Annotated in this window: 11 protein-coding genes; 6 read left to right on the top strand and 5 right to left on the bottom strand. The window is 66.4% G+C overall.

Going from position 1 to position 18,928, the window contains the following annotated elements; all coding sequences use genetic code 11:
* Nucleotides 1-33 precede the first annotated feature (33 nt).
* The 6 genes from AB2N08_RS07075 (at nt 34) to AB2N08_RS07050 (ending at nt 9,917) form a co-directional block, all read left to right on the top strand.
* Nucleotides 34-4,413 (top strand): cobaltochelatase subunit CobN, encoded by a 4,380-nt coding sequence (locus tag AB2N08_RS07075; RefSeq protein WP_367609936.1) that lies wholly within the window; start codon nt 34-36, stop codon nt 4,411-4,413.
* Nucleotides 4,410-4,853, top strand: a complete 444-nt coding sequence (locus AB2N08_RS07070; protein ID WP_367609935.1) for a MotA/TolQ/ExbB proton channel family protein — start codon at nt 4,410-4,412, stop codon at nt 4,851-4,853. The genes AB2N08_RS07075 and AB2N08_RS07070 overlap by 4 nt, the downstream gene beginning before the upstream one ends.
* Entirely contained in the window at nt 4,850-5,176 is a 327-nt protein-coding gene (locus AB2N08_RS07065; protein ID WP_367609934.1) for a hypothetical protein, read from the top strand. The genes AB2N08_RS07070 and AB2N08_RS07065 overlap by 4 nt, the downstream gene beginning before the upstream one ends.
* Nucleotides 5,177-5,184: 8 nt before the next feature.
* Nucleotides 5,185-7,278, top strand: a complete 2,094-nt coding sequence (locus tag AB2N08_RS07060; RefSeq protein ID WP_367609933.1) for a TonB-dependent receptor — start codon at nt 5,185-5,187, stop codon at nt 7,276-7,278.
* A gap of 11 nt (nt 7,279-7,289) precedes the next feature.
* Nucleotides 7,290-8,726 (top strand): PepSY domain-containing protein, encoded by a 1,437-nt coding sequence (locus AB2N08_RS07055; RefSeq protein ID WP_367609932.1) that lies wholly within the window; start codon nt 7,290-7,292, stop codon nt 8,724-8,726.
* A 219-nt stretch (nt 8,727-8,945) separates the two neighbouring features.
* Entirely contained in the window at nt 8,946-9,917 is a 972-nt protein-coding gene (locus AB2N08_RS07050) for an antitoxin Xre/MbcA/ParS toxin-binding domain-containing protein (RefSeq protein ID WP_367609931.1), read from the top strand.
* Between the two features lie 30 nt (nt 9,918-9,947).
* Here the strand turns inward: AB2N08_RS07050 and AB2N08_RS07045 are convergent, their stop codons facing one another.
* The 5 genes from AB2N08_RS07045 to AB2N08_RS07025 all read right to left on the bottom strand — a co-directional run bounded on the left by AB2N08_RS07045 (nt 9,948) and on the right by AB2N08_RS07025 (nt 18,753).
* On the bottom strand, nt 9,948-10,724 hold the full coding sequence (locus AB2N08_RS07045; protein WP_367609930.1) for a ThuA domain-containing protein: 777 nt from the start codon (nt 10,722-10,724) through the stop codon (nt 9,948-9,950).
* A gap of 10 nt (nt 10,725-10,734) precedes the next feature.
* Nucleotides 10,735-13,773: a glycosyl hydrolase family 28-related protein gene (locus AB2N08_RS07040; protein WP_367609929.1), complete on the bottom strand. Its 3,039-nt coding sequence runs from the start codon at nt 13,771-13,773 to the stop codon at nt 10,735-10,737.
* Between the two features lie 21 nt (nt 13,774-13,794).
* Nucleotides 13,795-15,111: a gluconate:H+ symporter gene (locus AB2N08_RS07035; RefSeq protein ID WP_367609928.1), complete on the bottom strand. Its 1,317-nt coding sequence runs from the start codon at nt 15,109-15,111 to the stop codon at nt 13,795-13,797.
* 12 nt (nt 15,112-15,123) lie between these two features.
* Nucleotides 15,124-18,108 carry a TonB-dependent receptor plug domain-containing protein gene (locus AB2N08_RS07030; protein WP_367609927.1) on the bottom strand — a complete coding sequence of 995 codons (2,985 nt, stop codon included), beginning with the start codon at nt 18,106-18,108 and terminating at the stop codon, nt 15,124-15,126.
* Nucleotides 18,109-18,219: 111 nt separating this feature from the next.
* A complete protein-coding gene (locus AB2N08_RS07025) occupies nt 18,220-18,753 on the bottom strand; it encodes a gluconokinase (protein ID WP_367609926.1) in 534 nt (177 codons plus the stop codon).
* Nucleotides 18,754-18,928 lie beyond the last annotated feature (175 nt).

Raw genomic sequence — 18,928 nt, 5'->3', positions numbered from 1 at the left:
GCCCTGGCGCGCAGCTGAAAGGTCGACGTTCACATGAACACTTCACTGCTTGTCCGCGCCTGCGCGGCGCTGGCGTTTTTCTTCGCCTGTGCGCCGGTGTTTGCCGCCACGATGTTCGCCGTCGTTACCGAGCGCGCCGCGCCGGGCGCCATCGAGGCCGCCCACCGCCACCTGGCCAGCTACCCGCGCGACCGCATCCTGCTGCGCACCCCGGCCCAGCTGATGGCGGCGAGCGAGCGCGATGTGGGCCGCTGGATCGCCAGCGCAGACACGGTGCTGGCCGTATCGTTGTTCGGCGACCCGGCGCGCCGCATGAAGGATGCGCTGGCGCGTCATGCCAAACCGAAGACCGCGGTGCTGGCCATCAACGGCGAAGCGAGCCTGAACCTGATGACGCGCGCCGCCCACGGCAGCCTGGCGGGCTTCTCGCCGGAGCTGCTGCGCGAACTGGCGGCCGAAGCGCCGCCGCCCGCCGCGCTGCAAGCGGCCGAAGCCAATCCCGCCGCACGCCACTGGCTGGCGGCGCGCCGCGTGTGGCAAGCCGGCGGTGTGGACAACACCACGGCGCTCATCGCCCACCTGCTCGATCCCTCGACACCGCTGGGCGGCCCCCTGCCCGAGCCGACGCTGCGCCTGCGCGTCGGCCAGAAGGAACTGCAGGACGCCGCCGCCTGGGGCAACGCCGCACAACTCGGCCTGAAAGACCGCCCGACCGTCGTGGTGCTCGACCTGGCGAATATGGACGGCATGGTGCCGGCCGCGCTGTGCCGCCAGATTGAAGCAAAGGGTCAACCTTGCGTGCAGCTGCTCACGCGCTGGGGCGGCGCCTCGCGCGAAGCGCTGGTGCGCCTGCCCGAGCTGATCGCACCGGCCAGACCGGCGGCGCTGGTCGTGCTGCAAGACTTCGTCGTCGGCGCCGCCGAAGGCCGCGAGACCGTCAGCGAAGCCTTCAAACGCCTCGATATCCCGGTGTTCAAGGCGATCCGCCTGTCGGACCGCACCGCGATCCAGTGGCAACTTTCGCCGGACGGCATGCCGCCCGACTCGGTCCAGTACCGCGTGGCGCTGCCCGAACTGCAGGGCATCGGCCAGCCGATGGTGGTGGCGGCCCTGGGCCAGTCGCAGCGCGACCGCCTGACCGGCATCGAGAACCGGCCGCCGGTGCTGCTGCCGGCCGAAGTCGAGCGCATGACGGCGCGCGTGAGCCGCTGGCTGGCGCTGCGCGCCAAGGCGAACCGCGACAAGCGCGTCGCGATGGTCTATTACAACCACCCGCCGGGCCGCCAGAACATCGGCGCCGACAACCTGAACGTGCCGGCGTCGCTGTTCGACATGCTGCACGCGCTCAAGGCCGCCGGCTACACGGTCGGCGACCTGCCGGCCACGCCCGAAGCGCTGCTCGACATGATCATGGCGCGCGGCGTGAACCTGCCCGAAGACCGCGCCGCGCTGCGCGAGATGAGCGGCACCGTCAACAGCGTCGGCGCCGCCGACTATGCGCGCTGGTTCGCCACGCTGGCGCCGCGCGTGCAGGGAGAAATGAAGGACGGCATGCTGGGTCGCCTGCATGCCGACGTGCTGGTGGCCGAAGCGCAGGGCGAGCGCGCGCTGGGCCGCAAGCAGGTCGAGACGATCGTCGAAGAACTGCTGCACCTGGTCGAAGGTGTCGACCATCCGCAGCGGGTGCAGGCCACGCGCGACCTGCATGCGCTGGAAGACGGCTACCGCGCCTGTCTCGACGACAGCAAGCCAAGTCCGTGCAAGGCGCTCGGGCCGTTGTACCGGCGCCTGATCGGCTATGGCATCGAAGGCATGCGCGGCTGGGGCCCGGCGCCCGGCAAGGTGATGGTCGACAGCGGCAAGCTGCTGGTGCCGGGCCTCGTGTTCGGCAACGTGTTCATCGGCCCGCAGCCGCCGCGCGGCTGGGAAGTCGATGAAGAACTGCTGCACGCGAACACCAGCATCACCCCGCCGCACCAGTACCTGGCGTTCTATCACTGGATTCGCGACCGTTTCAGGGCCGACGCCGTCGTGCACGTGGGCCGGCACTCGACCTATGAATTCTTGCCTGGCAAAGCCGTCGGCCTGTCGAGCGACGACTATCCGAGCCTGATCGCGGGTGACCTGCCGGGCATCTATCCGTACATCGTCGACGGCGTGGGCGAGGGCACGCAGGCCAAGCGCCGCGGCCTGGCCATCATCGTCGACCACCTGACGCCGCCGCTGGCGACGACGCCGCTGTACGACGAACTGCTGTCGCTGCGCCAGATCGTCGAGAGCTTCGAGGCCGCGTCGTCCGAGTCGCTCAAGACGCAGGCGGCGCAGTTGATACGCGAACGCGTGGTGGCGCTGAACCTGCGCGCCGAACTGGAGGCGTCGATGTCCGACGTGCTCGAAGTACGCGGCATCGGATTCGACGCTGCCGACGACGATCTGCTGGCGCACGAAGTCGGCCACTATCTGACCAAGCTGCAAGAGAAATTCATGCCGTTCGGGCTGCACGTGTTTGGCCGGCCGTGGGATCAGAAGTCGCTCGACCTGATGCTCGAATCGATGAAGAAGAGCGGCATCGACGACCCGGCCATCGCCCATAAACTGCGCGACTCGCCGCGGCTTGAAATGGTCGGCCTGCTGGCCGGCCTGGATGGCCGCTACATCGAGCCCGGCAAGGGCAACGACCCACTGCGCTCGCCCGAGGCGCTGCCGACCGGCCGCAACTTCCATGCAGTCGATGGCGACATCCTGCCGACGCGCCTCGGCTATGGCCTGGCGCAGAAGATGGCGGCCAAGGCCATGGCGCGCAGCAAGGGCGACGCGGCGCGTGAGCAGGGCAGCGAAGGCATCATCCTGTGGGCTTCGGACGCGGTGCGCGACGAGGGCGTGATGGTCGGCTTCGCGCTGGCCATGATGGGCGCCGAGCCGGTATGGAATGCGCGCGGCATCGTCACCGATGTGCGCCTGGTGCCGGGCGCGGTGCGGCGCGATGCGCTGGTGACCACGTCTGGCCTCTTTCGCGACCTGTATCCCAACCTGATCCGCCTGATCGACCGTGCCGGCCGGCTGGCGCTGGCGGCATCCGCCGAGACGATGGCGCAGCAAGACCCGGCCCTGCAGGAGGCATTGCAGGCCGCACTGGCGCCGCTCCAGGGCGCCGTCTGGGGCAAGGAACCGGTCGCGGACAACCGTGTCGCGCGCGAATGGCTGGTGCGCCAGCGCGCACTGGTCGCGGGTGGTGACTCGAACATCGAGGCCGGGCAGGGCGCCGCGCTGCGCGTGTTCGGCGATGCGCCGGGCGCGTACGGCACCGGCGTGAACCGCCTGACCGAGCGCTCGGGCGCCTGGCGCGAGCGCGAGGAAATCGGCCGCGCCTACCGCAACCGCATGGGCCACGGCTATGGCCTGGACGCCGACGGCGAGTCGCAGCACCGCGCCTTCGACGTGGCATTGGACGGCATTCACCGCACCTACCATGGCCGCGCCAGTAATCTGTACGGCCTGCTCGACAACAACGACGCCTTCGACTACCTGGGCGGCCTGTCACTGGCCGTCGAGACGCGCACCGGCCGCGTGCCGGACGCGCTGATCCTGCAGCACGCGCAGCCGGGCCAGGCCGATGTCGAGCCGCTGGCTACCGCCCTGCTGGGCGAGTTGCGCGGACGCTTTTTGAATCCTGCCTGGCTGCGCCCGTTGATGGACAACGGTTACTCGGGCGCACGCACGATGGGCCAGGAATTCATCGAGAACCTGTGGGGCTGGCAGGTCACGCGCCCGGATCTGGTGAAGAACTGGGCCTGGGACGAAGTCAAGTCCGTCTACTTCGACGATGCGCACAAGCTCGGGCTGCCGGAATTTCTGGGCCAGCGCCACAACGCGCACGTCAAGGCGCACATGCTGGCCGTGTTCATGGTGGCGGCCGAAAAAGGCTTCTGGAAGACCGACCCGGAGACGATCCGCACCATGGGCGGCGAGCTGGCGCGGCTGGTGGCGGCCAATGGCTTGCCGGGCAGCGGCCACACGTCGCCGGATCACCCGATGTGGGGCTGGCTGGCGCCGCAACTCGACAGCGGCGATGCGCAGCAGCTTGGCGTGACGCTGGCCAGGGCGCGCGGCGAGATGCTGCCAGCGCCCGCTCTCGGCATGCCGGCCGGCGCCCCAGCAGCGGTGTCGCCGGCCGCAGCGCCGCCACCTGCCGACGCGCGGCAAGGCCAGGAACCGGCGCCCGAGGCACCTGCCGAACCTGCAACCTCGCCGCCGCCGCGCGTGTATGAACTCAATCCGCAAGCCGAACCCGCGCAGCCGTCTGGGCTGCGCATCGTGCAGGTCCTGGCCATCCTGGCGGCCTGCTTGGCCCTGTTTTCGCTTGGCCTGTGGCGCGGCCGAAGCATCCCTCAACCTGTAAGGAGTACTTCATGATCGACAATTTATCGTATGCCTGGCTGCACGACGCCGTCAGCTGGCTGCTCACGCCATCCCTGGTGGCGCTGCTGGCCGGCTGCGCGATCGCGCTGATCGAAGCGGGCATCGCCGTCGGCGAACGCTTTCACGGCCTGGCCAGACTGCGCGCGGCCGGCAACGTCGAACACGTGCAGAAGCTTGCCCGTCACCGCCTCGAGCGCGCCGACCTGCTGGCGCGCATCCCGCCAATGCTGGGCCTGATGGCCACGATCATCCCGCTCGGGCCTGGCCTGGCCGCGCTGGGCGAAGGCGATCCGGCCAAGCTGGCCAGCGCCGTGACGGTTGCCTTTGATGCCACCGTGCTGGGCCTGATCGCCGGTATCGCCGGCCTGGCGATCGGCAAGCTGCGCCGCCGCTGGTACGAAGAAACCCTGGACGCGATGGAGCCTTTGGCATGACCGCCCCGGCACGTGGGCGCCTGCGCCTGTACCGCCACCTCGACGCGCGCTTCGACGGGAGCGACGAAGACCCGCGCGCGAGCCTCGTCAACCTGGTCGACGTGATGCTGGTCTTTGCCTGCGGCCTGATCGCGGCAATCGCCGGCGCGCAGGGTTCGATCAAGACGCCGCAACCGGTCGAGAAGGGCCGTCAGATCGAGCGGCCCGCCGACGGCGTCACGCAAGACGGCAGCGGCTACGACCGGGTCGGCGAAGTCTATCGCGATCCGAAAACCGGCAAGCTCGTACTGATCGAGCCAGTTGCAGCACCTGCAAAACAATAAAACACATGATGAAACAAATCTCTCGTCTCCCATTCGCGGCCACCATCGCCCTGCTGTGCGCACACGGCGCCTATGCCCAGGCCTCGCACATCGTCACCATCCGCGCCAGCGCCGGCGATGAAGGCCTGGCGCTCGACCGCGCCAACAGCACCGGTAGCCGCCTGGATATCAGCACGCTCGAGCTGCCCGCCAGCGCCGAGACCATCACCGCCGCGACGATCGCGGCGCGCGGCGACCTGTCGGTCAAGGACGCCGTCACCCGCACCACCGGCCTGACCGACAGCAGCTCGCCCGGCAGCGGCATCAGCTATTCGGCGCGCGGCTTCAACGGCAACGGCTCGATCGCGCTGCTGGAAAACGGCCAGCGCCTGCTGGTGGGGTCAAGCACCGCAACGTACCCATCCGACCCATGGGGTTACGAGACCATCGAAGTGCTGCGCGGCCCCGGCTCGGTGGTCCACGGCAGCGGCACCACGGGCGCGATCATCAACGCCGTGCGCAAGGCGCCGCGCCGTGAGTCGTCGTTCGAAGTCATGGGCGGCATCGGTGGCGGCCAGGCGCTGCGCGCGGGCGTTGGCGCGACCGGCGCGCTGGGCGAGCAGGGCGCGTTTCGCGTCGATGCCTACGCGGGCCGCAGCGACGGCTTCATGGAGCGTGGCGAAGCACGCCACGGCAAGGTCCTGACCAGCATGACCACGAAGCTGGCGCCCAATGTCACACTGTCGGCGCAACTCGATCACGCCGAGCAGGAACCGGTGCGCTACTTCGGCACGCCGCTGGTCAACGGCGGCCTGTCCGAAGCACTGCGCGACGAGAACTACAACGCCGGTGACGCCGTGCTGCGCTACGTCGACGACAAAGCCGTCGCACGCCTGGACTGGCAGGCCGCGCCAGGCCTGGTCGTCAGCAACGAGCTGGCGTACTTCAAGGCGCGCCGCGACTGGCGCAATATCGAATCGTACGCTTACGACCCGGTGCGCAACGTCGTCGACCGCAGCGACTACATCGGCATCCGCCACGACCAGGAGCAGACCGCAAACCGCCTCGAAGCGCGCTACAAGGGCGGCGCCAACCAGATCGTCGCCGGCTGGGAAGTCTCGACCATCAACTTCAGGCACACCAACAATTCGCCATACGGCGGATCGTCGACCGTGGCGCCGACCGGCTTCGATCCGGGCAGCTTCAATGCCACGCCGGACGCCTTCAGGCCGAACTTCGCGACCGACACGCTCACGCACGCGTTCTACCTGGAAGACGCGTATCGCGTGAACGAGCGCCTGTTGATCACGGCGGGCGCGCGCCACGATCGCTACAAGGTCGACTATCAAAACCTGCGGGCGGTGACGGGCAACTTCACTACCACGCTGCGTTCGACCGCAGTGCGCCTGGGTGCGAGCTGGAAACTGGATCCGAACACGTCGCTGTATGGCCAGGTCAGCACCGGGAGCGACCCGGTCACGAGCATCCTGTCGATCAATCTGGCCAACAGCCGCTTCAAGCTCACCGATGCGCGGCAGGTCGAAGCGGGCGTCAAGGGCGTGCTGGCAGGTGGTGCGGCCGAATGGACCGCAGCGCTGTACCACATCGAAAAAGACGACATCATTACGCGCGACCCGAACAATGCGGCGATCTCGGTGCTGGGCGGTTCGCAAACGTCGCAGGGTGCGGAGGTCAGCGCAAGCGTGCGTCTGGCGCAAGCCTGGCGCGTGGAAGGTAACCTGGCCTACACGAAGGCCGAATTCGACGAGCTGCTCGAGGCCGGTGGCGGGGGAAGCAATATTTCACGTGCCGGCAACCGGCCGGCCGACGTGCCGAAGCTGTCGTCGAACCTGTGGCTGACGCACCGCGCCGGTGACTGGCGCACGAGCGCCGGCCTGCGTTACGTGGGCGAGCGTTTCATCAGCAACGCCAATACGCAGACGCTGCCGTCGTACACGACGCTGGACGCGTCGATCGGCTGGAACGTGAAGCGTAACGTGCAGGTGCAGCTCAACCTGCGCAATCTCACCGACCGCCTGTATGCGATCACCGGCTATGGCGCGAGCCAGTACCTGCTGGGTGACGAGCGTCATGCCGAGCTGACGGTGCACTGGCGTTACTGAGCGGGCGTGCGATGGCTTCGATGAAGCGCCAGCTGCACCTGTGGCACCGCTGGCTGGGGATCGGCATCGGCTTGCTCGTGCTGCTGTGGTTCGGCTCGGGCATCGTGATGATGTATGTGCCGTATCCCGAGCTGACCGAGGCCGAACGCAGGACGTGGCTGGCGCCGCTCGATTCGGCCCGCGTACAGGTGCGCGCCGATGCGGCGTGGATGGCGACCGCATTGCAAGGCATGCCCGATGCGGTGCGCCTGAACACGGTCGCGGGCCGGCCGGCCTGGCATTTCGGCCATGGCGGCACGTGGCGCTCGGTGTGGGCCGACAACGGCGCAGCGCTCGTGGTCGACGAGCCCGTGGCGTCGAGCAGCGCGCGCAGTGCGGCGCCGGCCGCGCGCTCGCTGTCGTTCGAAGCGATCGACCTGGACCAGTGGACGTTCGGCGCGGTGCGCGTGCACCAGCCGCTGCTGCGCATCACGGCCGACGACGATGCCGGCAGCGTGATGTACGTCTCGAGCCATACCGGAGAGCTGGTGCGCGACACGACGCGCAGCGAGCGCGCCTGGAACTGGGTCGGCGCCGTCGTGCACTGGGTGTACGTGACGCCGCTGCGCAAGCATAACGAAGCGTGGCGCCTGGCCGTGATGTCGACGTCGGGCGTGGCGCTGCTACTGGCCGTGACTGGCATGGTACTGGGCATCCAGCGCCTGCGCGTGCAGCGCCGCTATGCCGGCGGGCGCATGTCGCCCTACAAGGGCTGGCAGGGCTGGCACCACTGGCTGGGGCTCACGGGCGGCGTGCTGGTCATCACCTGGCTGTTCAGCGGGTGGTTGTCGGTGGGGCCCTTCGGCTTCCCGTCTGGCTCCGGTGCGACCGCGCAGGACCGGCTCGCGTTCGCGGGCGGTGCGCTGGGCAGGGATGACCTGGCAATCGACGCGGCAGCGGTGCTGGCCGCGCATCCCGGTACGCTCGAACTGGAATGGCGCCGCGTGGGCGGCGCGTTGTATCTGAGCGCCCTGGGCCGCACCGGCCGCACGCTGCTGCGCGCGCACGACGGCGCGGTATTGTGCGTGTTGCCGCAAGCGCTGCTGCTGCGCGGCGCGCAGGCGATCCGGCCCCGCGTACCGATGACGGCGACGATGCTCACCGAAGCCGACGACTACTACTACAGCCACCATCGCGACGCCGCCTTCCCGGTGCTGCGGGTACGCTTCGACCTGCCCGATGCGCCGGTCTTCTATATCGACGCGGTCCACGGCCGCGTGGCCGGCTACGTCGACCGCGACAGCCGTTGGAACCGCTGGCTGTTCAACGGCATGCACCAGCTGGACTTCGCGTTCGTGCGCAGCCGGCCGGTATGGGATGTCGTCGTCATCGCCCTGTGTGCGCTGGGCGCCGCGTTGACCTTGACTGGCGTGGTGCTGGGGTGGAAGCGCGTGCGCAAGCGTGCCTGAGCAACCAAGCCATAAAAATTGTTTCGTCGAAATACCGTGCGCTGACACAACGGATGGCCGTAACAAGCGTGCCTCAAGCCAGGCGCCGCTTGAATTTTTTCGATCAAGTCTGCTAAACTAGTCGTAACAACTAATCCGCGACACCGGTGTGGCTAGACCATCTGGAGCGCGGGGGAAAAAGCCGGCGCAAGCCGGTTTTTTCATTTCTACGGAGTGGATATGAGCCGAGCAGAAGAAATAGCCGCCTCTCCTTTGCGCACCCGTATTTATGTTGATGGCTACAATCTGTACTATGGCTGCTTGAAAAGCACGCCATACAAGTGGCTTGATCTGATGGTCTTGTTTGAACGCTGCATTCTTCCCTCCAGCGCGCCTGCCGCCAGCGAGCTATTACCGCTAAGTATCAAGTTTTTTACTGCGAAGATCCTGGAGAAGGCGTCCAGGGCGCTCGACTCGGTTTCATCACAAGCACGCGATCACACTGCGTTACGCAAGCTCTACAGCGGTCGAATCGACATCATCGAAGGCTACTATTCGCTGACTGAATCGAAAGCCAAACTTATCGATCCCGCTGCGCCGGCGACGTGGCCACGCCATGGTCAGGAGACCCTTGTCTGGAAGCTTGAAGAAAAACAATCCGACGTCAACCTGGCATTGCAGGCCTATCATGATGCGATCACTGGCGAGGTCGAACAGGTTGTCATTGTTACGAACGACACCGACATCGCTCCCGCATTGAGTCTGATCCGTTCTCATACCCAAGTACAGATTGGGTTGGTGGTGCCAGCCCGGCACCAGCAGAGAATCCCCAACAGTGAGCTGGCTGAGCTTGCGCATTGGGTTCGTACCCATATCACTTTGGCAGAACTGGCGACGGCACAACTGCCTCGAGTAATTCCTGGCCGCAAGCCGACAATGAAACCCGAATCCTGGTACGCCAGGCCGGACCTGTTGGAGCAAGTGCTGGTATTGGCGATTCCGGTGACGGGAAATCGGGGCAAGGCGTTCAAGTGGATGGAAGAGCCGAACCCCCATTTGGACGGCAAGGCGCCAATCGAACTCGTCGAGACCGAATCAGGAGCCGCACAAGTCATCATGTACATTGAGCGCTATCGTCAGCATCTGGCAGAGATCATCAGGCCCGCTGATATGAATCCAGCGGACCGGGACTTGCCTCCTGACAGAAGCTGAGTCGGTTGACCGACTCAGCCCGCGAATGAATCAACGGTTCGCCGCCGCCTGACCCAACCCGGTCGCACTCCAGTAAATCCCGCCCAGCAAATGGCTCAGGTACTGCGGATCGCGGTACATCTCGCCGTTGTGCCCGAGCGTGGTCACGAACACGCGGCCCTGTTCATGCCGGTGGTGCCACGCAATCGGATGATCCTTGCCCATCCCCTTGACGGTTTGCCCCGGCCAGATCTTCGTCGGGTCGTAGCTCGATTCGTCCACGCTCAGCACCGTGTTGATGGTCACCTGGTACGGATTGGTGGTGACATAGAATTCGTCGCTCCAGATCCAGCGCGCCGGCAGGCCGAAGGTGGCAGGAAAATCCTTGTCGACGATCGTGACCACGCCCGTCTGCAGCTTCGGGTGCGGGCCCACCGAGCGGCCCACCATCTTTTCGTACCAGACCCAGTCGTTCGGCGGCGTGATCGCGGCGCGGTGCACGACGATCGCGTTGCCCCCGCCGCGCATATACGCTTCGAACTTCGCGCGCTGCGCCGCGTTCAGTTCTTCGCCCGGCGTGTTCAGGAACATCACCGCCGTATACTGCGCCAGGTCGCCCTCGAACACCTGCGGCTTGTTGGTGTAGGTGAGTTCGAACGCGTGCAGCTTGGCCATGCGTTCCAGGCTGTCGCGAGCGATCGGGATGTATTCGTAGTGGTACTTGCCAGGCATGGCCAGCACCAGCAGCTTGAACTGGTCTTCGGCCAGGCCGTCCGCCGCTGCGGCCAGCAACAGTGCCGCGCCCAGTGTCCTTGTCATGCGTCCCATGTCATCGTCCTCAGTTGATCTGTGTGGCGTACAGCGCGTGGTGGGTCAGGATGAAGAGTGTACGTTTGTCCGCGCCGCCAAAGAGCAATTGCAGCGGGCGCTCCGGCACGTCGATGCGGCCTTTCTGCTTGCCGTCCTTGCCATAGATGAAGACCTGGCCATTCGCCACATACACGTCGCCGTTCGGTGCGACCGCCGCGCCTTCGCCACCGCGATCGGCCACGGGTTTGAGGTCGGTGATCCCGCCGCCGGCGCCCACCACGCCACTGAAGGTGCGGTTTTCCGAGCCGTTGGTAAACACCACGCGCCCGCCGATTGGCGCGCTCACAAAACCGTGCGCCTGCAGCGAATCGGCCCAGCGCCAGCCCCGGTGGTCCGGTGCGCCCTGGCGCAGCACGCGGTAGGCCGGCAGCGCCAGGCTGCCGTCGGGCGAGACGTATTCATTCGCCTTCGGCAGCGCGACGTCGCGGGCGAACATCTCGGCCAGTGTCGTGAACTCGTAGGTGTCGACGTTCAGCTGGTCCTTGAATTCGCCGTTCTGCCAGAAGTTCACTGGCACCGCGATGCGGCCGCCTTTGCGGGCCGCGACCGGCGTCGGCTCGATCATCGTCAGGTCGAGTCCCGGCTTGCGCGGGTCAAACGCATACACACTGGCCTGCGGGCCATACGACGACAGCACCATCACGTTGCCGCTGTTGTCGATCGCCAGGTTGACCGGGTCGAGCGGCGCGTCGCGCACCACGACCAGGCCATCGTCCTTGCTCCAGCTGAAGATGCGCTTCCAGTGGCGGTCGACAAAATACAGCTTGCCGCGCGCGTCCACGGCGCCGCCGGCAATCGAATAAAAGCCGCCTTCGAGCTTGGCCACCCGGCCCAGCGGCGCGGGCGCCTTGCGCTGCGCACCGCTGTAGTCGAACACGGCGAATTCGCGTTCGCGCACATCGAGCTTGTGGGTCACGTCGCGGATCGCGTTCTCGTAGGCAAATTTGCTGGCGCGCAGATAGGTCGCGCAGCCGGCGTCATCGCAGCTTGCAAAACCGCTCTCGCCATTCACGTGCACATTGCGAAAGCGGATGTCGCTCGAATTGGTGATCAGGATCGCGGCCGGCATCGGCTTGTACGAACGCGTCACGCGGTAGCCGTGGTAGTTCGCAAACAGGATGTTCTTCGAGTTGCGGATCTCGACCGATACCGCATCGGCCCCGTCGCGCACTTCTTCTTCGGTCTGCGGCGCCAGAAATTCCCAGTTCTGCACATTGTCCAGCACGATCTCGGCGCGGATATGGTGTTCGGCCGAGAGCTCGTAGACCTTGCCGGGCGTGGTGGTGTTGGTGACGTAGAAGCCCGCCTGCGCGTAGCCGCTGGGCGACCAGATGCCCGAGAACGTGCCGCCGCCACCATCCGTCACCCACACGCTCGGGTACTGGCGATCCCAATGCGCGGTGGTGTCGAACTTCGCGTCCTTCTTGTACGGATCGGCGCGGGTGCCGTCGTACAGGCGCGTGCCGTGGCCGCCCTGGATGCGCACGTCGTCCACCAGCGATTGCGCGCCGGCGCGCCACAGCAGGGCCACCGCGCGGTTGTTCACTTCCCCGGTGGCCAGGCCCAGGCCCGAGACGATGCCGTCGCCGCCACGCGCGCTCTCCAGGAGCGCCTTCGGACTGCCGATGCCCTGGTAGTGCGACGAGCCATTTGGAATCACCAGCTGGGTCAGGCCGGGATGCAGCGCGATCAGCACCGTGTCGGGCTTCATCCGAACCGTGTCATTGACGACGTAAAAACCCAGCGGCAGATAGACGGTGCGCTTGCTGTCGATCGCTTTTTGCAGCGCAACCGTGTCGTCGGTGCTGCCGTCGCCTTTCGCGCCGTAGTCGAGCACATTGGCCCAGTCGTTCGACGCCGGCAGGGCGCGCAGCGCGCGCACCGGGGTTGTATTGGCCGGCAGCGCCGCCGTCTTGTAGTTGGTCGAGAACTGGCCCGGCTCGGCCATCTGCTTGATGAACAGGCCGTAGTTGAACTCTTTCACCAGGTAGTCGCGGCCCTTGCCAGCCAGCGTCTTGCCGCTGTCGCGAAAACGCACGAACGTGGGCACGTTGCGTGCGCTGGCATTTTCCATGCCGACCTGCGTGTACACATTGTTCTCGTTGCTGACCACAAGTGCGGCGCGGCTGACATTCTCGAAGCGCACGTCCTTGCCCCACAACCAGTCGCCATAGCCGCGGTTGATCTCGACGCCGACCGGCGTGTTGCGGATGTCGACATTGACCATCGTGAGGCTGGCCTCGTGCTCGCGGATCGCCGCGTCGCGCTGGCCGTCGAAGCTCGAATCCATCAGCGTGAATTGCCAGGCAGGCGAGGTTTTCTCGCTGAGGATGCCGTAGCGGCCACCATGAAAGCGCAGGTTGAAGGCCACGTTGCCTACCTGGTAGACGCCCGCCAGTCCGGACCCGATATGGAAATCGATGTGGCTCAGGTTCGAGTGCTGCGCCGTGTGCATGCGCACGGCGGCGGCGGCCGGATTGCCGTCCTTGATCTCGAAGTCGACATTCGACAGCGCCGAATAGAACGTCGACGAGTTCGCATTGCGCACCGCCTTGCCGTCTTCCGCGCTGAACGGCACCGCGCTCGGCACCGGCATCGGCACCTTGCCGACGTTGTACTGGTCGCCGCCCGTGAAGATCACCATATTGGCAACGCCCTTCTGGAAGCCGGGCGTATCCGGGGCGAGCACGAACACCGGGCGCGTCGGCCCCACGCCATACACGCGCACCGCCAGCGGAATCAGGATCGAGCGCGTGATGCGATAGCGCCCGGACGGCAGGAACACTACGCCGCCCTGGCCCCCGTTGGCCGCGCTGTCGATCGCCGCCTGGAGCGCGGCGCTGTCGTCGGTGACGCCGTCACCGGTGGCGCGCACGACGACCGCACGCGGGTCGACCGGCATGGCGGGGTAGGCCGACAGCGAGGCAGCCGAGGCAGCCGACGCCGTGGCGGTGAAACACAGCAGAAACGCGCAAGCGCGCGCGATTGCAAACATCCTTGTCATCATGGTGTTTTTCCTCAGACGGGATCACAGCGATAAAAAATGGGACAGCAGCAGGACGAACAGCAGGCCGAACACGCCGACGAGCGTTTCCATCAGCGTCCATGAGCGGAACGTGTCCTTGAGCGACAGGCCAAAATATTCCTTGAACATCCAGAAGCCTGAATCGTTGACGTGGCTGCACATCAGGCTCCCCGCGCCGATGGCCAGCACCATCAGGTTGGGATCCACGCCAGAACTCTGCACGAGCGGCGCGACGATGCCGCCGGCCGTCACGCCGGCCACGGTGGCCGAGCCCAGGCAGATGCGGATCACGGTCGCCACCAGCCAGCCCAGCACCAGTGGCGAGAGTGTCAGGTTCGCGAGCAGCGCGCCCAACTCGGCGCTCACGCCCGATTCGACCAGCACCTGCTTGAGCGCGCCGGCGCCGGCGATGATCAACAGGATCGGCGCGATCTCGCGCATCGCCTCGGCCGGGCCCTGCATCACGGTGACGAACGAGCGACCCTGCGCCAGCCCGAGCGAGACGATCGCCACGCCGTACGCCACCGCCATCACGACCAGTGGATTGGCAAAGAAGGCGAGCACGCCATTGAGATCGGGCCGCGCCATGATGAGCAGCGTCGTCGCGCCCAGCAGCAGCACTGGCAGCAGCGCGGTCGCGAAGCTGTTGACCGCGCCGGGCAGTTGCGCGTCGGGTAGTTGGCGGCCGTCCTGGAAGATGGCGGCAGGCTGCGCCTGGATGCGCGCCAGCGATAACGCGAATACGGGCCCGGCGAGGATCAGGGTCGGCACCGCCACCACGATCCCGTACAGCAGCGTGGTGCCCATGTCGGCGTGGATGGCCGCCACCAGCGCCACCGGCGACGGGTGCGGCGGCAGGAAGCCGTGCGCGATCGACAGGCCCGCCAGCAGCGGGATCGCCAGTGCCACGGCCGGGCGCCCCGAGCTGTAGACGAGCGAAAAGATCAGTGGCACCAGCAGCACGAAGCCGACGTTGTAGTACAGCGGAATGCCGACCACGAAGCCGGTAATCGTCAGCGCGACCGGCAGGCGGCGCGGCCCGAGCGCATCGACCAGGCAGGTGGCGATGCGGCGCGCCGCGCCGCTGTCGGCGATCAGCTTGCCGAACACGGCGCCCAGGCAGATGATCACCACCAGGGAGCCAAGCAGGTCGCCGATGCCTTTCTCGATGGCGCCCGGGATCCGCGCCAGCGGTACCCCGAGCAGCAGGGCAGCCGCCAGCGCCGCCGCGACAAACGCCAGCAGGGGCTGGACCTTGCCCCACGCGATGAGCAGCGTGAGCAGGCCCACCGCCAGCAGCACGGACACGATATTCCACACGGCGCGATCCCGTCAGAAGCCGTAGCGCAGGCCGACCCGGTAAGTGCGTCCGGCCACGTCGTACAGCGCCGGGTTGATGCCGAAGCTCGCGTTGGTCTGCGGCGCCGGTTCCGGGTGCTCGTCCGTCAGGTTGTCGATCTTGAAGTACAGCTGCATCTGCTTGGACAGGTTGTAGCTGCCGCCGAAGTCGAAGTAGGTCGCGCCCTTCATCTTGTTGCTGTAGATGGTCGGGTGGATCAGCGTCGAGACCGGGCAGCCGGTCTGGCACTCGATGAAGTCGTTGCGGTAGGTGCCGTCGCTGATCCAGCGCTCGGTCAGCGTCAGACTGAGCTTGTCGTTGTCCCAGCTTTGCTGCGCCAGCACCTTCCACTTCGGCGTGTTGCCCATGTTCGAGCCGGCCGCGTCCACCGGGATCGTGCCGACCACGCCCGTGTCAGTGATGAAGTGCAGGTTGCGCGTGCCCAGCGCGCGGAACGTGAAGCGGCCCGGCAGGTTCAAACGCTCGAGGCCAGTTCGGTAGGCGGTCTCGATATCGAAGCCCTTGGCCTCGAGCGAGGCGAGGTTGAAGTTCTGCACCGTGACGTAGTTGTTGCCCGGGTTGTTGAGCACCACCGCATTGCAGATGTCCTGGTTGCCGGCCACGCACAGGTCGACTTCCTGCTGGCTGGTCAGCGCCGAGATCACGCCCTTGACCTTGATGTCGAAGTAGTCGAGCGAGACCGAAAAGCCCGGCGCCCATGTCGGCTGGCTCAGGACGATGCCGAACGTGTTGTTGCGCGCGATCTCGGCGCGCAGCGCCGTGTTGCCGACGGTGCGTTCCTGGATGCTGATCGTGTTGCCCTGGTACTGGACCACGTTGTTGACCACCACCGGCGCGGCAAACAGTTCGCTCAGGTTTGGCGCGCGCACGTCCTTCGAGGTGACGCCGCGCAGGCGCAGGCCGTCGATCGGGGTTTGCCAGGTGGCGCCCAGCTTCCAGCTGCCCACGCTGCCGGCGGTGCTGTACTTGGTTTCGCGGTCGGCCAGGTTCAGGTTCGCTTCGCCCCAGGTGTCGGATTTGAACAGCGGGACGTTCAGTTCCACGTAGGCTTCGCGCACGTTGTAGCTGCCTTCGCCGTTGTGGAAGTTCCCGGCGTACCAGTTGTTGCCGACCGTGGTGTCGAGCAGCGGGTCGCTTGGGTACTGCGCATTGTTCGGCGAGTCGGGCGTGACGCCATTGCCGTAGGCGTCGCCGCGCACGCGGTACTTCTCGCGGCGGTACTCGGCGCCGGTGGCCAGCGACACCGGCCCGGCCCAGCCTTCGAACAATTCGCCATTGACGTTGATGCTGGCGACATCCTGGCTCTGCGTGGTGCGCTGGCGCGGGCCGTTCTCGGGCGCGATGTAGGCCCAGGCAGCGGGATCGACCGGGTTGTTGCCGATGATATTGAGCGGTACGCAACCCGCCGCGGCGGCCACCGGATTGCGGCACACGATGCGGCCATTCGGCGCGCGCACGGCGTCGATCGCGGCGTTGTAGCGGCGATTGATCGTCATGTTGTTCGCGTCGAGATTGGTCTTGTTTTCGCCATGCGTGATGTAGGCGTCGTACGACCACGGCTTGCCCATCAGGTCGAACTTGCCTTCGGCCCCGACGACGAAGCGGCGCTGGGTGCGGGTCGGCTGCACGTCGATATTCTCGGGGAAGATCGCGTTCGAGGTGCCGTACTGGAAGCTGCTGATGTTGTTCTGTGCGCAGGCGGCCACGATCGACGCCGGCAGGAACGGGTTCGAGCACTGGATGTTCAGGTTGGCGTTCTTGGCCGCGCCCGGATTGGGCGAGAAGCGCGAGGCGACCTGCCCGTAGTTGGCGGTGAAGTAGACCTGGTTGTCCGGATTGAGGTCATACGACACGCGGGTATAGGCCACCTGGCGCTTGAAGTTCATCGCCAGGTTGGTGCCCGAGCCCACGCTGCCGCTCAAATCGCCGCCGATGCAGAACGGGTTGACGCAACCGGTCACCGCGCCGGTGCCGGTGGGCCGGCCGTTGGAGCCATACTGGAACTGGTAAGGTACGCCGCCATCGCCGAACGCGGTGCCTTGCAGCGGCCCGCTCGTGATCAGGCCGTATTTCGAATACTGGTACTGCTGCGCGTTCGAGATCACGCGGTACTGCGGCAGGCCGTCGCCGGTCTGGTTCAGCGGCCGCACCGAGTAGGCCGGGTTCTGGTACCAGGTGCGGCCATTCGGGCCGATGCCGCCGATGCCGGGCGACTCGATGCCATTTTCTTTCGTGAATTCGGCGCTGGCCGTCACGTGCAGGCGGTTGTCCAGGAACGCCCGGCCCCACGCCGCCTGCACGGTGGCGCCCTTGTCATCGTCGTATTTGGTCTGGCCCAGCTGGACGTTGGACTTGAAACCGGTGAAGGTCTTGTCGGTGACGAAGTTGACCACGCCGCCCACCGCATCGGAGCCATACGAGGCCGAGGCGCCGCCGGTGACCACGTCCACGCGCTTGACCAGCAGTTGCGGGAACTGGCTCACGTCGGTCACGCCGGTGACGTTGGCGCCCACCACGCGCTGGCCGTCGAGCAGCGTCAGGGTACGGATCGTGCCCAGGCCGCGCAGGCTCAGGGAGCTCAATCCCTGGATGCCGCTGCTGGTGCTGTTGGTACTGGTCGTGCGGCCCGTGCTGCCCTGCAGGGCCGGCAGTTCGGCCAGCGTGTTGAACAGGTTCGGCTTGGCCGCTTTTTCGAGATCGGCGGCGTTCAGGCTGGTGGTGGGCGTCGGCTGGGTGAAGCCGCGCGCGGCAATGCGCGAGCCCGAGATGCGCACCACCGAGGTGGCGGCGGGTTCGGTCGCTGTCGGCGTCGCTGGCTCCGGCGCAGTGTCGGTGGCGGGATCGGTGGCGGTAGCGGGATCGGCGGGCGCCTCCTGGGCCTGGGCGGCGGCGCCGACCATCCAGCAGGCGCTGGCCACGGCCAGACTGATGAGAGTGCGTTGAACGGGTGTACGCATGATGGTTGTCTCCTCGATGCTCGTTGAATGAAAGCGCGCCGCCTCTATGGGTGGGCAGCTGCGCTAGCTGGCTAAGGCGTGGTGCTTGCTCTGGTGCCGCGTCTTGACCTGTCAGGCGCTGGCGGTGATGCGTTCCACCAGCGCCTGCGGCGCCAGCGTGATGTCGAGGGTCAAGCCAGCCTCGTCCGGTTGCAGCGGCTCGAGGATGCGCAACTGGCTTTCGAGCAGCGCCGGCGGCATGTAGTGGTCGGGGCGGTTTTCCATGCGCGCGGCGATCAGCTCGCGCGGGCCGGCCAGGTGGACGAAGCGCAGCGCCGGATCGGCCGCGCGCAGCAGGTCACGGTAGCGTCGTTTCAGCGATGAGCAGGACAGCACCAGGCCATTGCCGTACTCGCGCGCGGCGCGGATTTCACCGGCCAGGGTGGCGAGCCAGCCGGCGCGGTCGTCGTCGTCTAGTGGGGTGCCGGCGCTCATCTTGATGACGTTGGCGGCGGGGTGATAGGCGTCGCCCTCGAGGAACGGCACGCCGTCGTGGGCAGCCAGCAAGGCGCCGACCGTGCTCTTGCCCGATCCACTCACGCCCATGACGACCCAGCGCAAGGCGCCGGTAGAGGTTGACGGGAAGGGATTACTGGTGACCGGCATCGTTTTCTCCTCACTGACGTTAGCGCTAACATGTGCGTTTTTTTCAGTGTTGACGAGCTGGTGAAATTTGTAAACCTGATATCGATGTTGCAACGCAAGGCAAATTCGAGAATGCCAATGAATTTTTGCGCGCTACTGAAGAGACTCTGCTGATAGCGCTATCATTGCTGCGCCG

Origin of the sequence: Massilia aurea, assembly GCF_040790145.1 — a bacterium.
GTDB lineage: Bacteria > Pseudomonadota > Gammaproteobacteria > Burkholderiales > Burkholderiaceae_D > Telluria > Telluria aurea_C.
The sequence above is the reverse complement of the archived record's forward strand: the minus strand, read 5'-3'. Positions and strand labels throughout refer to the sequence as shown.